The organism is Tsukamurella sp. PLM1, assembly GCF_023168325.1.
Classification (GTDB): domain Bacteria; phylum Actinomycetota; class Actinomycetes; order Mycobacteriales; family Mycobacteriaceae; genus Tsukamurella.
This window is the reverse complement of the sequence record NZ_AP025688.1, coordinates 1,151,356-1,164,605: the sequence shown is the minus strand read 5'-3', so window position 1 is coordinate 1,164,605 and position 13,250 is coordinate 1,151,356. Positions and strand designations below refer to the sequence as shown.

General features: G+C 66.3%; 14 protein-coding genes and 2 pseudogenes. 10 read left to right on the top strand and 6 right to left on the bottom strand.

Going from position 1 to position 13,250, the window contains the following annotated elements:
* Positions 1 to 16: 16 nt before the first annotated feature.
* The 6 genes and pseudogenes from MTP03_RS06200 to MTP03_RS06175 form a co-directional block, all read right to left on the bottom strand.
* Positions 17 to 1,363, bottom strand: coding sequence for a F0F1 ATP synthase subunit B/delta (locus tag MTP03_RS06200; RefSeq protein WP_248491184.1), 1,347 nt, complete (start codon positions 1,361 to 1,363; stop codon positions 17 to 19).
* Positions 1,364 to 1,873 (bottom strand): F0F1 ATP synthase subunit B, encoded by a 510-nt coding sequence (locus MTP03_RS06195; protein WP_248491183.1) that lies wholly within the window; start codon positions 1,871 to 1,873, stop codon positions 1,364 to 1,366.
* A gap of 35 nt (positions 1,874 to 1,908) precedes the next feature.
* Complete coding sequence (locus MTP03_RS06190; protein WP_068575212.1) at positions 1,909 to 2,163, bottom strand: F0F1 ATP synthase subunit C; 255 nt, start codon at positions 2,161 to 2,163, stop codon at positions 1,909 to 1,911.
* A gap of 81 nt (positions 2,164 to 2,244) precedes the next feature.
* Positions 2,245 to 2,993 (bottom strand): annotated as a pseudogene (gene atpB, locus MTP03_RS06185) (F0F1 ATP synthase subunit A).
* A complete protein-coding gene (locus MTP03_RS06180; RefSeq protein WP_248491181.1) occupies positions 2,990 to 3,403 on the bottom strand; it encodes an ATP synthase subunit I in 414 nt (137 codons plus the stop codon). Before MTP03_RS06180 ends, atpB begins: the two are co-directional and overlap by 4 nt.
* Before the next feature lie 207 nt (positions 3,404 to 3,610).
* The gene (locus tag MTP03_RS06175; protein WP_248492057.1) at positions 3,611 to 4,768 is read right to left on the bottom strand and encodes a glycosyltransferase family 4 protein; all 1,158 of its coding nucleotides are present in this window, start codon (positions 4,766 to 4,768) and stop codon (positions 3,611 to 3,613) included.
* Between the two features lie 326 nt (positions 4,769 to 5,094).
* Here MTP03_RS06175 and MTP03_RS06170 point away from each other — a divergent pair, with 326 nt between their 5' ends.
* The 10 genes and pseudogenes from MTP03_RS06170 (at position 5,095) to MTP03_RS06130 (ending at position 13,217) form a co-directional block, all read left to right on the top strand.
* On the top strand, positions 5,095 to 5,952 hold the full coding sequence (locus tag MTP03_RS06170; protein ID WP_248491179.1) for an ABC transporter permease: 858 nt from the start codon (positions 5,095 to 5,097) through the stop codon (positions 5,950 to 5,952).
* Positions 5,953 to 6,069: 117 nt separating this feature from the next.
* Positions 6,070 to 6,931, top strand: a pseudogene (locus MTP03_RS06165) (ABC transporter permease).
* Between the two features lie 27 nt (positions 6,932 to 6,958).
* Positions 6,959 to 7,159, top strand: a complete 201-nt coding sequence (locus MTP03_RS23450; protein ID WP_371820901.1) for a hypothetical protein — start codon at positions 6,959 to 6,961, stop codon at positions 7,157 to 7,159.
* Complete coding sequence (locus MTP03_RS06160) at positions 7,147 to 8,073, top strand: MCE family protein (protein WP_248491176.1); 927 nt, start codon at positions 7,147 to 7,149, stop codon at positions 8,071 to 8,073. The genes MTP03_RS23450 and MTP03_RS06160 overlap by 13 nt, the downstream gene beginning before the upstream one ends.
* Before the next feature lie 14 nt (positions 8,074 to 8,087).
* On the top strand, positions 8,088 to 8,744 hold the full coding sequence (locus MTP03_RS06155) for an MlaD family protein (protein WP_248491174.1): 657 nt from the start codon (positions 8,088 to 8,090) through the stop codon (positions 8,742 to 8,744).
* Positions 8,745 to 8,749: 5 nt separating this feature from the next.
* Positions 8,750 to 9,109 (top strand): hypothetical protein, encoded by a 360-nt coding sequence (locus MTP03_RS06150; RefSeq protein WP_248491172.1) that lies wholly within the window; start codon positions 8,750 to 8,752, stop codon positions 9,107 to 9,109.
* A complete protein-coding gene (locus MTP03_RS06145) occupies positions 9,106 to 9,645 on the top strand; it encodes an MlaD family protein (RefSeq protein WP_248491171.1) in 540 nt (179 codons plus the stop codon). The genes MTP03_RS06150 and MTP03_RS06145 overlap by 4 nt, the downstream gene beginning before the upstream one ends.
* A 464-nt stretch (positions 9,646 to 10,109) precedes the next feature.
* Positions 10,110 to 11,213, top strand: coding sequence for an MlaD family protein (locus MTP03_RS06140; RefSeq protein ID WP_248491169.1), 1,104 nt, complete (start codon positions 10,110 to 10,112; stop codon positions 11,211 to 11,213).
* A gap of 142 nt (positions 11,214 to 11,355) precedes the next feature.
* On the top strand, positions 11,356 to 12,258 hold the full coding sequence (locus MTP03_RS06135; protein WP_248491167.1) for an MlaD family protein: 903 nt from the start codon (positions 11,356 to 11,358) through the stop codon (positions 12,256 to 12,258).
* A complete protein-coding gene (locus MTP03_RS06130) occupies positions 12,255 to 13,217 on the top strand; it encodes an MlaD family protein (RefSeq protein ID WP_248491166.1) in 963 nt (320 codons plus the stop codon). Before MTP03_RS06135 ends, MTP03_RS06130 begins: the two co-directional genes overlap by 4 nt.
* The last annotated feature ends 33 nt before the right edge of the window (positions 13,218 to 13,250 follow it).

The following is a 13,250-nucleotide window of genomic DNA, read 5'->3' as shown; positions in this document are numbered from 1 at the left end:
TGGGTGGAAGTTTGGTTTAGCGGGGCAGCTGCTCGGCGGCCTTGTCGAGGCGCGAAGCGATGTCGCCCTCGATGACCTCGTTGCCGACGGTGATGCGCAGCCCACCCAGCAGCTCGGGCACGACCTCGGTCTGCACCGCGATCCTGCGCTGGTAGATCCGGGCCAGCAGGTCCGCCGTGCGGGTCTGCTGCGGCGCGTTCAGCGCAACCGCGGACTCGACGATCGCAACCGACTCGCCGCGGCGGGCGGCCGCCAGCTCGGCGATCGACGCGACGGAGGCGTCGACGCGGCCGGTGCGCAGCAGGCGCACCGTCTGGCGGAGCAGGGCTGCGGTGAACTCGTTCACCTTGCCCCCGAAGACCTTGTCCAGCAGACCGATTCGCTGAGCCGTGGGCACGCGGGTGTCGGAGAGCATCGCCGTGAGCTGCGGCTCCGCCTCGAGGATGCGGCCCGCACGGAACAGCTCGTCCTCGGTGGCGTCGAGCTGGCCGGCGCGCTCCGCGCCGAGCAGGACCGCGACGCGGGCCTGGCGCTCGATCGCACTGGCGAAGTCCGCCGGCGCCGACCACTTCGACGCCGCGGCGTCCTGGACGAAGACGACAGCACCGTCGGAGATCTTGCCGCCGAACAGGTTCGACGCGAGCCGACGCTTGCCCTCCGGCGAGTCCGAGGACTCCGCGAGGTGCTTGCGCAGGACCGGCTGCTCGTTGAGAACGTTCACGACGTCGGCCAGGTCGTCGGCGGTGCGCGCGAGGGCGGCGTCGTCAATCGACGCCGTCCGCTGGTCGAAGCCCGCCGCGAGCGCCCGGATCGATTCCCGACTCGACGCGCGCATCGAACGGGAGCCGATGCGGTCGGCCTCGGTGACCCGGGTCTCGTCCGCCCCCTGCGTCATCTGCTCGAGCTCGTCCAACGCGCGGTCCACCGACTTCGACTGGTTCGCCGGGTCGGCCAGGTGGCCGCGAACCAGCTTGCCGGCGACGTCGACCGCCTCGGCTCCGAGCCCGGCGCGGAGGCCGCGGATCAGGTTGCTGCGGTTGAGGGCGGTCTGCCCCGCGCCGTGCTCGCCGATCCGAGCGACCTCGCGGTCGGTCTGGGTGCGCAGGTCGTCGCGGATCGCGTCCGCGTCGCCACGGGCCTCGTCGCGGATGCGGCTGCCCTCACGGGCGGCGTCCTCACGAGCGCGCTCCCCCGCCGCGCCGGCCTCGGCCAGCTTGGCGCGGGCCTGGGCCGAAGCCTCGAGCTCCATCCGAACGGTCTCCTGGCGGGCCTTCATCGCCTTGCGGACGACGGGGACGACCCACTTCCACAGGATGAACAGGACCAGGAGGAAGCCGACGAACTGTCCGATAAAGATTGCCATTTAGTTCTTCACCACCGAGTCGCGGTTGATCTGGTCCAGTTCAGCCTTCAGCTGCGGGTCCTGCGTCACGTCGAAGCCGAGCACCCGACTCGCGAGTGTCGCCGACAGCGGCGCGAGATCGCTCCGCGCCGCTGCGGCCGAGGCTTCGCCTGCGCCGCGCAGCTGCTCCGTCTCCTGACGGGTGAGAGCCTCTGCTTCGGCGGTAGCTCGCTGCTTCTGCTCCTCCATCGCGGCGCGTCCGGTCGCCCGGGCGTCGTCGCGGATCGCTCCGGCCTCGGCACGCGCGTTGCGGACACCGTCGTTGTACTCCGACTCGGCGTCGTCGAACCCCTTGTTCGCGTTGCGCTGGTCCTTCACCGTCTGGTCGATCATCGCCTCACGCTCGTCCAGCACCTTGGTGACGGACGGAACGACGAAGGTCCAGATGACCCCGAGCACGATCAAGAAGATGATGAGCTCGACGAAAAAGGTGCCGTTGGGGACGAGGAAGTTACTCTCTGCGAGCTGCATGACGTCAGTTCCCGTTTCTAGCGAGGGCGGTCGGTTTAGGAAGCGCCCGGGGTCGCGAACACGAACAGAGCCATGAACGCGAGGTTGATGAAGTACGCGGCCTCGACCAGACCGACGGTGATGAAGAACGGGGTGAAGAGGCGGCCCTGCGCCTCGGGCTGACGGGCGATGCCCGCGATCAGCTGCGCACCGGCCAGGCCGTCGCCGACACCGGCGCCGATGGCGCCGCCACCCATGATCAGGCCGCCGCCGATGAGCGCACCCTGAACGATCTGCGGATCTGCTGCCATTGTTACTTTCCCTTTCGGTTTCTGGTAGTACGCCCTACCAGGGTCTGTGGTCGCATCGGCCGGGTTCGGCCGGGCGAGGATCTAGTGCTCGTCCGTCTCCATGGCCTGCGAGAAGTACAGGATGGTCAGGAGCGAGAAGATGAACGCCTGGATCAGGCCGACGAAGAGGTCGAAGGACTTCCAGATCGCGTTCGGCAGCCACATGATGTAGGCCGGGAACAGCGCGATGAGCGCCACCATGACGGTGCCGGCGAACAGGTTGCCGAAGAGTCGGAGTGCGAGCGAGATCGGCTTGGCGAGCTCCTCGATGATGTTGATCGGGGCGAGGCCGACGGCGTGGCCCTTGATCAGCTTGACCGGGTGTCCGATGATGCCGCGCGCCCGGAAGCCGGCCGCGTGGTACCAGACGAACACGACCGCGACCAGCGCGAGCACGAAGTTGATGTCGGACGCGGCGGGCGCGAAGAGCTCGCCCGAACCCTCCCCCTTGCCGTACTGCACTGGCAGCACCGCGAGCCAGTTCGCCGTGAGGATGTAGACGAACAGCGTGACCGACAGCGGCAGTACGAACGGCGCGATCCGCATACCGATCGACGACTCGATCTGCTGCCGCATCTGGATGGTGATGGTCTCCCAGAACAGCTGCACACCCGACGGCACGCCGGTCGAGGTGACCTTGGCCTTGAGCACGAACGCCAGGATCAGGACGACGACGGCCGCGATGGCGGTCGACAGGATGGTGTCGGTGTTGAACGTCCAGCCGAACGGACCGATCCACTCCTGTGGTGGCCGGGCGAGATCGCGCCCTCGGCAAACAGATTCGTGCTCATGACTGCTGTCGGAGTCCTTTCAGAACAGGGATCACAGTGTTGAGGACCAGGACGATCTGTCCGACCGCGAGTCCGAAGATCACCCCCAGCCCGGAGGGCCGGAAGAAGTACGCGATGACGAGGGCCAGGACGGATACCACCGCAAGGCGAACGACCGAGTTGACCGCGACGGGGGCCTTACGGGGCTCCTCCTCCGCGGTGGCGTTCGCGACCTTGATCACGACGAGCTTCGCGTTGAGCAGCGCCAGCAGGCCGCCGAGGAAGAACCACGCCGCGAACCAGACGTGATCGAAGGAAGCGGCGATTCCGGCCACGATCACGCTGATTCCCGCGAGAATCACGAAGGGGTTGGTGAACGTCACTACGCCGCGTGCCGCAGCACCGTCGACTGAGGGGGCCGGCGTCGTCATGTCCCCTCCTTCGGGGTCGGGGTCGCTCACGCGAGTTCTCGCGGCGACCGGGCGGCGTCTGCCGAATCCGTAGCGTGGGTCACAATACGGATTCTTTGTGATTGGCTGAGACTCTACCAAGAAGTAGGGACACCCCCCACATCGGGGCGGCGCCGGCAACCCGCCGATCAACTACACACGATAGTACTACAGGACGGCCGTTCCGCGTTACCGGGTTCCGGTCTTGCGCGACGCGTCTGACCTCATGGTTTCGGAGTAATGCTCGCGGAGTCGCGGCAGGATCCGCGGCACCACCGTGAAGACCAGGGCGCACAGCAGGCCCGCTCCGAAGAGGGGTGCGATCAACGTCGGGGGCAGCATCGTCGATGCTGCGGCACTCAGGCCCAGCACACCCACCCACAGGTAGATGACCACCACGACCCGGCGCTGACTATGCCCGAGGCCGAGGAGCCGGTGATGCAGATGCATTTTGTCGGCGGTGAACGGATGCACCCCGGCGCGAGTACGCCGGACGACCGCGAGCAGCAGGTCGAGCATCGGCACGAACATCACGGCGACGGCCAGGAGCAGCGGGAGCAGCAGGGCGAAGATGTCGGTCGTGCCGTAGGCGTTCTGAGAGATGCGCCCCGACGCGGACGTCGACGCCGCTGCGAGCGTGAGCCCCAGGAGCATCGACCCCGAGTCGCCCATGAAGATGCGGGCCGGCTGGAAGTTGTGCGGCAGGAATCCCATGCAGGCGCCGAACAACGCCGCCGTGATCAACGCCGGCGGGTAGGACGGGGCGTCACCCCCGGAATCGAACATCAGGCCCACGGAGAAGATGAGGATCGCGAGCGCGGCAAGGGCGGCCACGCCGGCCAGCAGCCCGTCGAGCCCGTCGATGAAGTTCATGGCGTTCACGGTGGCCACCGCGACCACGACCGTGAGCAGCCCGGCCTGCAGTTGGTCGAGGACCACCGTCGTGTTGATCCCGGGGACGTAGACGACGTTCCAGGCCACCCCCATCACCACGAGCAGACCCGCGGCGAAGATCTGGCCCACCAACTTGGTGAGGGCGTCCACCCCCCACCGATCGTCGATGATGCCGACGATCACGATCGCGCCACCGGCGACGAGGACCGCGACGGCGTCGGACGAGTAGATGAAACCGCGGGTGAGCGCGGGCAGTTGGGCCGCGAGGAAGATGCCCGCGGCCATCCCGAGGTAGATGCCGACACCGCCCAGCCGGGGCGTGGGAACCACGTGCACGTCGCGCGCCCGCGGGACCGCCACGGCACCGAACCGGGTCGCCACCACCCGGACGAGGGAAGTTCCGAAGAATGTGACAACCGCAGCTGTCAGTCCGACTACCAGCAATTCTCTCATCGGAACCCCGGCCGCGCCGGCCCCGATGACCGCCCCGCCCGACGCCTCGATGTGCACCCGTGCGAATCTACTCGCACCCCCTGCGCCCGTGCGCCCGGCAGGCCGGACGGTGTCGATCTCGGTTCAGTTCCACCCATGCTGACCTGAGCGGATAGGCACCCCGCATCGAACCGGCCATAAGTTACTGACGAGTCCCTCACCCGCGGACAGCGAAGCAGGCCAATGACGCACATCACCCCGCGGACCGTTATAGTGTCCTCGGTCATACACCTGAGAGCGCATTATGTGAGTCACAGTCTGACCACAGTCGAGAGGAGACGTTCGCGGTGACGAATGCTGTGGCGCAGGGCGCCGGAACCACCAAGAGGCCGTCGTACTGGTCCATCATCAAGAAGAACTTCTCCAGCACGGTGGTCGACGCGATCCGCACGATCGGCCGGAACGTCCGGATGCTCATCCTGACGCTGGTAGCACTCGTCACCGACACGGTGCGCGGTCGCCTACAGTGGAAGGAGACGCTCAACCAGGTCTGGTACATGATCGGCGTCACCACGTTCCCGGGCATCCTCATCGCGATCCCGTTCGGCATCGTCATCGCGATCCAGGTGGGCAACATCATCGGCCAGCTCGGCGCCGACTCGCTCCAGGGCGCCGCCGGCGGCATCGCCGTCATCTCGCAGGGTGCACCGATCGCCGTGGGCCTGCTGCTCGCCGGCGCCGGCGCATCGGCCATCGCCGCGGATCTCGGTGCCCGCACCATCCGCGAGGAGACCGACGCTATGCGCGTGATGGGCATCAACCCCATCAACCGGCTCGTCGTGCCCCGACTGCTCGCGGCGTGGATCGTCGCCCCGCTGCTGAGCATCCTGGTCATCACCGTCGGCACGGTCGCCGGGTACCTCGTCGCCGTGGGCGCACAGGGCGTCACCCCCGGAGCCTACTGGCTGTCGTTCGGCTCCTTCGCGCATCCGATCGACGTGTGGATCTCGATCGGCAAGTCACTGGTCTTCGGCACCGTCATCGCCCTCATCGGCTGCCAGCGCGGCCTCGAGGCCCGGGGCGGTTCCCGCGGCGTCGCCGACGCCGTGAACGCGACGGTCGTCCTCTCGTTCGTCGTCATCTTCGCGTTGAACCTGCTCATCACGCAGATCACAACCATGTTCTTCCCGATGCAGGTGGGCTGACCCATGACCCACCTCCCCCTGGGCCCGTCCCACTTCCACCCCGACGCAAGTGGGCTGACCATGCGCCACGGCTTCGTCGAATCGTCCGCACCCCACCCTGAACAGGTGAGCTGAATCATGGCAACCGTCTACCGCCCTCGGGGCACACGCTGGTTCTTCAATCTGTTCGGAGCCTCCGGCTCGGCCTGGAGCGCCTTCGACACGATCGGCCACGTCTTCTCGTTCATCGCGGAGGTCGTCCGGACCATCCCGCACGCGATCAAGCACTACCGGTCGCAGATCATGTACATCCTCACCGATATCACCTGGGGCCGTGGCGCCCTCGTGGTCGGTGGCGGCACCGCACCGGTGCTCGCCGTGCTCGGCATCACCGTCGGCGGCATCGTCGCCGTGCAGGGTTTCGCGATCCTCAACATGCTCGGCATGGGTCCCCTGACCGCCGTCATCGCGAGTTTCGCGAACACCCGTGAGTTCGCCCCGATGCTGGCGGGCGTCGGCTTCGCCGCGCAGGCCGGCTGCCGTATGACGGCCGAGATCGGCGCCATGCGCATCAACGAGGAGATCGACGCCCTCGAGTCGCTCGGCCTGCGCTCGGTGTCGTTCGTCGTGACCACCCGCGTCATCGCGGGCCTGATCGCCGTCGTGCCGGTCTACCTGATCACGCTGATCCTGTCGTGGGCGTCCTGCGCCTGGGTGGTCAAATCGGTGTACGGCATGCCCTCGGGTACGTACGACCACTACTTCAACCAGTTCGTGAGCGCCTCGGACATCACCTTCTCGGTGATCAAGGTCGCCGTGTTCCTGACCGCGGTCATCATCATCCACTGCTATCAGGGCTTCTTCGCCTCCGGTGGCGGAGGGTGTGGGTACCGCGTCGGGCCGGGCCATTCGAGCCAGCCTCGTGGCCGTCGTCGCCCTCAACCTCATCATGACGATCGTGCTGTGGGGCGTCACCGCTCCCGTCTACTTCAAGGGGTAACCAATGGGAGTCGTCTCCGTACCAGGCATGTCGATCGACCGATCGGTGCTCCGGCGCCGCGGTCTGATCATCGTCGCCGTGATCGTCGTGGCCGTCCTCGTCGGTTGGCTCATCAAGAGCCTCCTGCCCAAGGATGAGTTCTCGTTCACGATCCGCTCTCCCATCGTCGCCGCCGGCGTGAAGGACGGCGCGCCCGTCCGGATCAAGGCGTTCAGGTGGGCGAGGTGACCGGGATCCAGGCTCTCGGTAACGGCCAGCAAGGCGTGACGGTCACGATGAAGACCGCCGACGGCAAATCGCTGACCAACAACGTCGAGGCCGCCTACTCGGCCGGCAACCTGTTCGGCATCACCGAGGTCATCCTGACCCCGCACGACGGTGGCGGCACGCTCCAGGACGGCGCCAAGATCTCGCCGACCAAGCCGGTCACCGACAACACCGTGTCGAACATGATCGCCACCATCGGCGACGTCAACCGGGACGCATTGCGGCCGCACATGAGCCAGATCCTGCTCAACTTCGACGCGTCGTCGAAGGCCATGCTGCCGCTCTTCACCGCGCTCGGCAACGTCGCCCAGGCCGTCCAGGACACCCAGCGCCTGTCGACCTCGCAGACCTTCCCGATCATCACGCAGTCGATCGAGAACGCCGATGCCGCGGTCTCCGCGGTCATCCCCGCGATCAAAGCGCTGTACGACTACGGGCCGGTCCACGACAAGGGCTGGACGACCCGCGGTGCGGCCACCATGGACGCGATCACGAACGAGCGCGACAGCCTGACCGCCGCGCTCCAGAAGATCCTGGACCCGAAGGCACTGGCCGGCCTCAAGACCGCCACGCCAATGCTGGTCAACCTGATGCAGCCGCTGCTGACCGCGTTCCCGAACGGCAGCGCCACCGCCGTGGGCATCCAGCTCGGGCAGCTCATGGACAACGTGCGCAAGGCCATGCCGAACACCCCGAACGGCCCGGTACTGAACCTGCGACTGTCGGTGGACTACCCCGCTATCGGGGCCATGCTGCCGCCTGCACCGACGTTCGAGTACATTCCGCCGAAGCCGGGCGAGACCAAGCCGGCACCGGCCGCGGGCGCCTCGTCGTCGGCGAAGCCGAGCACCCCGACCACGAAGCCAGGGAGCTGAACACCATGAAAGCCATGAAGACGACCATTCTCAAGATCGTGGTGTTCGCCGCGATCATGATCACGATGCTCGTACTGGTGATGCAGGCGCTGACTCGTCCGCCGGGGGGCGACCTGGAGACCTACCACGCGAAGTTCAAGGACGTGTCCGGCCTCAAGGTCGGCGACGACGTCCGCATGCTGGGCGTCCAGGTCGGCAAGGTGACGGACATCGAGGTCGAGCAGTCCTCAGACCACCGCATGTCGAACGCGGCGGTGTCGTTCACCCTCCAGAACGACCGCAAGGTGCGCACGGACGACGTCCTCGCCATCCGGTACCAGAACCTCACCGGCTCGCGCTTCCTCGAGGTACAGAAGAACGCGAAGAGCACCGGCACCGCGGTCAAGCCAGGGGGGACCATCGACGAGAAGTACACCCGGCCGTCGTTCGACATCACCACGGTGTTCGTCGGGCTCAAGCCCGTCCTCTCCACGCTCAACTCGGACGACATCAACCACCTGTCGCAGTCGGTGCTCGCCGTGATCCAGGGCAACGGGGAGGGCCTCGGCCCGCTGCTCGACTCGCTGGACAAGCTGATGGACGTGAGCAACGACCGCCAGCGCGTGCTGACTCAGCTCATCACGAACCTCGGCTCGGTCTCCGAGTCCATCGGCGGGGCCTCCCCGGCCTGACCAAGGTGCTCCAGCAGCTCGACCTGTTCGCCCGCACGCTGGCCAGCAACGTCGACTCGATGCGCGACTGGTCGGACAACACGTCCGGCGTCGTCACCCGCACCAACGCTCTGCTGGCCGCCCTGGGCCTCACCCCGAACGAGAACCCGCCGCTCGACGCGATCGTTGCGAACGCGATGCCGATCGCCGAGCAACTGGTGAACGCGATCGCGACGCTCCCGGGGATCGTGCAGCTCCTCAATGAGGGCACCAAGCCGCAGGCGAACGGTGCGGTGTCGCTGACGTGTAAGAACGGGCAAGCCCAGCTTCCCGGCATGATGAACCTGTTCGTCGCAGGCCAGAAGGTGACGGTGTGCAACAAATGAAACTCTTCGACCGTCCAATGCCGACGGCGGTGCAGGACCGCCGTTACCAGCTGAACTGGGGTATCGTCGGCGCGCTCATCGCCGTCGTGATCCTCGGGATCTGCGGTTACATCTTCGTGTTCCAGCCGGGCACCAAGGTGTACTCCGCCGACTTCAAGGAGGCCCAGGCGATCCGGTCCGGCGTCGACGTCCGCGTCGCGGGCATCAGCGTGGGCTCGGTGTCCGATGTCGAGCTGCTCGACGACCGGGTGCGCGTGAAGTTCCGCGTCGACAACGAGATCTTCCTCGGTGACGCCACCACGGCCTCGATGAAGATGCTCACCACGGTCGGCGGCTACTACATGGCCCTGACCCCCATGGGCACCAAGGATCTGGGCGACAAGCCGATCCCCGGAGCGCGTGACGATGCCGTACAGCCTCCTGGAGACGTTCCAGCAGGCCACGCCGAAGGTCGAGAAGATCCAGTCGACCCCCATCCGGCAGTCGATGGCCCAGTTGAACGAGGCCCTCGAGGACCAGCCCGAGTCGATCCGTAAGACGGTCACCACCTTCAACAAGATGTTCGACAACATCCTGCGCCAGCAGGACCAGGCGGGCGAGTTCGTCAAGGTGATGGGTGAGTACTCGACCACGGTCAACCAGAACGGCGACCTTCTGCTCTCGCTCATGCGCAACATGTCGATGTTCTTCGCGGCGGCCGAGGTGAACCTGTCCGGATTCCAGGCGTACCTGAGCGGGCTCACCGAGCTCACCGCTCGGCTCGAGCCGGTGCTCAACGTCTACCTGAACAACATCGACCCCCTCGCCAGCCGCTTCGACGCGCTGGTCGCCAAGGCCCGCGAGATCGTCAAGCAGGCCGAGCCCGCGATCGCGAACGCCAAGGAGATGCTCGCAGGGCTGCAGAAGACGATCGCGCCGGACGGCACGATCCAGCTGAACCAATCCGAGAAGACCTTCCTCGCCACCAACGTCTGCATTCCGAGCCCGGGGTGACCTGCTGATGCGTAAGTTCCTCGCTTCCCGCGGAGCGATGTCCGCGTTCGTCGTCATCGTGGCCGTGACACTGGTTCTCGGCGGCGTGGCCTTCAAGGGGCTGACGACGAAGACCACCGCGTACTGCGCCGAGCTCGACAACTCGATCGGTCTCTACACCGGCAGCAAGGTGGCCCAGTTCGGCTACCCGATCGGCGAGGTCACCAAGATCACGCCGAACGGCGCCACCACGCGCGTCGATTTCGACATCCCGGCCGATCGCAAGCTGCCGACCAACGTGGGCGTCGTCGCCATCGCCGACTCCCTCGTGGCCCAGCGTCGCCTTGAGATCCTGGAGACGTACAAGGGCGGGCCCAGCTGGTCGCCCGGCAAGTGCATCACCAACACCAAGACGCCGCTGTCGATCACGGAGTCCCTCCAGGCGGTGTCGAAGGTCGTCGACGACCTCACCACCGCCGGCGGCGACGCGGAGTTCCGCAAGGCGATGGCGTCCATCCCCGCGCTGAACAAGGCGACGACGGGCACGGGCCCCGAGATCTCCGCCCTGACCAACAAGCTCGGCGAGCTGATGCGCAACCCGGGCCCCGGCATGGGCGACGTCGCTGCCGTCCTCGACGCGTTCGCGCCGGCGTCCGACGGCCTGGTGCAGAACTGGGACGAGATGCGCGACTTCCTGACGACGTACGCCTTCCGCATCAAGAACGTCGGCGAGCCGTTGATGGACGTCGGTATCAACGCCTTCCCCAAGCTGGTCCCGCTCGTCCAGGTGCTGGCCAAGGTCTTCGACAAGTACGGCGCGTTCATCGCCCCGCTCCTCGAGATCACGGTCCCGATGACCACGGTGTTGGCGGCGACGACCAAGCAGTTCGGTGACCTGCTGAACATCTTGCCGCCGCTGATCAAGGCCTTCAACGTCAGCGTCGACAAGAAGACCCTGGCGACCAAGATCACCTACCGGCCGCCGTCAGCACTGGTGCCGTCGAAGAACCCCGCCCAGACCTGCAACAACCTGAACCGGTTCGCACCGGGCCAGTGCAAGGTCGCCGACGCGGGCCACGTCAACGTGGAGCTCATCTCCACAGTCCTGCGCGCGACGGGAGCGGCGTACTGATGCGCATTCGAATCAACAAACGGACCCTGCAGGTGGGTGTCGCCTCGATCGCGGCGACCACCATGCTGGCGGGCTGCGCGGGCACCTTCAACCCGTCGGCGATCCCCGCCCCGGACAGCCGGGCGGCGGCGACGGATACATCGTGCACCTGGACTTCACGAACGTGCTCAACCTGCCCGACCGGGCGCGTGTGGTGTACGACGGCGTCGTCTCCGGCCGGCTGCAGAAGGTGACGCTCAAGGACGACAAGGCCGTCGTCGACATCAAGATCCTCGACGGCGTCAAGGTTCCCAACACCGTCACCGCGACGCTGCAGCAGGACACCATCCTGGGCGACACCTACGTGGCCCTCAAGTCCACTCCCAACAAGCCCGGGACGCCCCTCAAGTCGGGCGACACGCTGCCGACGTCGCAGACGAAGCCGCCGACGCAGATCGAGGACATCCTCAGCGACCTCGCGAACTTCCTCGGCAGCGGCAGCCTCATGCAACTGCAGGACACGTTCAGCCGGATCAACAACAACCTTCCGGCCGACCCGCAGAAGCTCTCGGGCCTGGTCAAGACCGTGTCGCAGACGGTCGTCGACCTCGGTGAACAGAACGACAACGTGAGCCAGGCGATCACCTCGGTCGGCAACCTGGTCACCACCGTCAACGAGAACGATGCCGTATTGGTCGCGCTGCTCAAGCCGCAGGACGACTGGTTGGGTGACACGCTCTCGCTGACCACGGGCGCCATCAAGGTGCTCAGCCGCCTGTCGGACACCCTCTCCCCCCTCGTGTTCACCGCACCGCTGTTGGACACCTCGACCGCGGTGGTCGCCACCGTGATCAAGCCGCTCATGTTCCCCGGCTGGCCGAACATGAACGGCCGGCAGGCGAACCTCGCGAACCTTGAAGACCTGCTCAAGAACAAGATCCTTCCGTTCCTGACGAGCGGCGCCAAGGTCAACGTGAAGGAGATGGGCACGAACGGCGGAGTGCCCACCGCCGAGGCCGCCCGGCAGGCGGTCAACAACCTTCGGATGGTGGGAGCAGTTCCGTGAAAAAGAGCACCTTCTTCAGCCTTCTGACCTTCGCGCTGGTGATGGTCCTGGGGACCGCGTACATCGCGCTCTCCGTGGTGCAGTGGCGTCCGCTGACCGACTACCGCCAGGTCACGATGAAGCTCGACGACGCGAACCAGTTGCTCACCGGGTCGCCCGTCCTGGTGCGCGGCGTCAAGATCGGCGACATCCAGTCGATCGGCCGCGCCGACGGCAAGGTCGTGGTGAAGTTCCGCTACGACTCGAAGTACAAGATCCCCGCGGACTCGAAGCTGCGCATCGAGCAGCTGTCGGCCGTGAGCGAGCCGTACGTCGACTTCCGCCCGGACAGCCTCGACGGCCCGTACCTGGCCGACGGCTCGACGATCGACATCAACAAGGTCAAGCAGCCGCTGTCGCTGCCCGAGACCTTCAAGTTGATCTCGCAGCTGACGACCAACATCAACTCGACGGACCTCGGCGGCATCACCGAAACCCTGGCGGACGCCCTGAACAACACGCAGGGAGCGCTGCCGAACCTGTCGCAGGCCGGTAACCTGCTGGCCAGCACCATCACGGCCCGCATGCCCAACATCCGCCGCATGCTGGAGAACACGCAGAACTACCAGTCCGACATGAGCTGGCTGCCCGGCGCGATCTCCGAGTTCGGGCCCTCGACGCGGACCTTCGTGATGAAGGACATCGAGGTGCTCAAGGCACTGGACACCCTGATGAAGGGCATCGACGGCCCGAACATGCTGAAGAACACCGTCAACCCGAACCTGTTCAAGATCGCGCCCGACACCAGCAAGCTGCTGGCCAACCTGGGTCCGATCACGGAGCCGATGGTCCCCGTCGTCCAGGCCATGACGGACGTGCTGCCCCAGATCGACATGGGCGCGCTACTCTCGCAGGCGTTGAACACGTTCGGCTCCGACGGTGCCGCCAACCTCACGGTGGTCATCCCGCCCAAGAAGTAAGCGCGCCGCACGACCGACACACCACGACACGAT

Coding starts and splice junctions, on each gene's coding strand:
- MTP03_RS06175 (WP_248492057.1), bottom strand. CDS start 4,768: ATGAGAGAATTGCTGGTAGTCGGACTGACAGCTGCGGTTGTCACATTC.
- MTP03_RS23450 (WP_371820901.1), top strand. CDS start 6,959: ATGTCGATCGACCGATCGGTGCTCCGGCGCCGCGGTCTGATCATCGTC.
- MTP03_RS06155 (WP_248491174.1), top strand. CDS start 8,088: ATGAAGACGACCATTCTCAAGATCGTGGTGTTCGCCGCGATCATGATC.
- MTP03_RS06200 (WP_248491184.1), bottom strand. CDS start 1,363: ATGGCAATCTTTATCGGACAGTTCGTCGGCTTCCTCCTGGTCCTGTTC.
- MTP03_RS06140 (WP_248491169.1), top strand. CDS start 10,110: ATGCGTAAGTTCCTCGCTTCCCGCGGAGCGATGTCCGCGTTCGTCGTC.
- MTP03_RS06190 (WP_068575212.1), bottom strand. CDS start 2,163: ATGGCAGCAGATCCGCAGATCGTTCAGGGTGCGCTCATCGGCGGCGGC.
- MTP03_RS06195 (WP_248491183.1), bottom strand. CDS start 1,873: ATGCAGCTCGCAGAGAGTAACTTCCTCGTCCCCAACGGCACCTTTTTC.
- MTP03_RS06180 (WP_248491181.1), bottom strand. CDS start 3,403: ATGACGACGCCGGCCCCCTCAGTCGACGGTGCTGCGGCACGCGGCGTA.
- MTP03_RS06145 (WP_248491171.1), top strand. CDS start 9,106: ATGAAACTCTTCGACCGTCCAATGCCGACGGCGGTGCAGGACCGCCGT.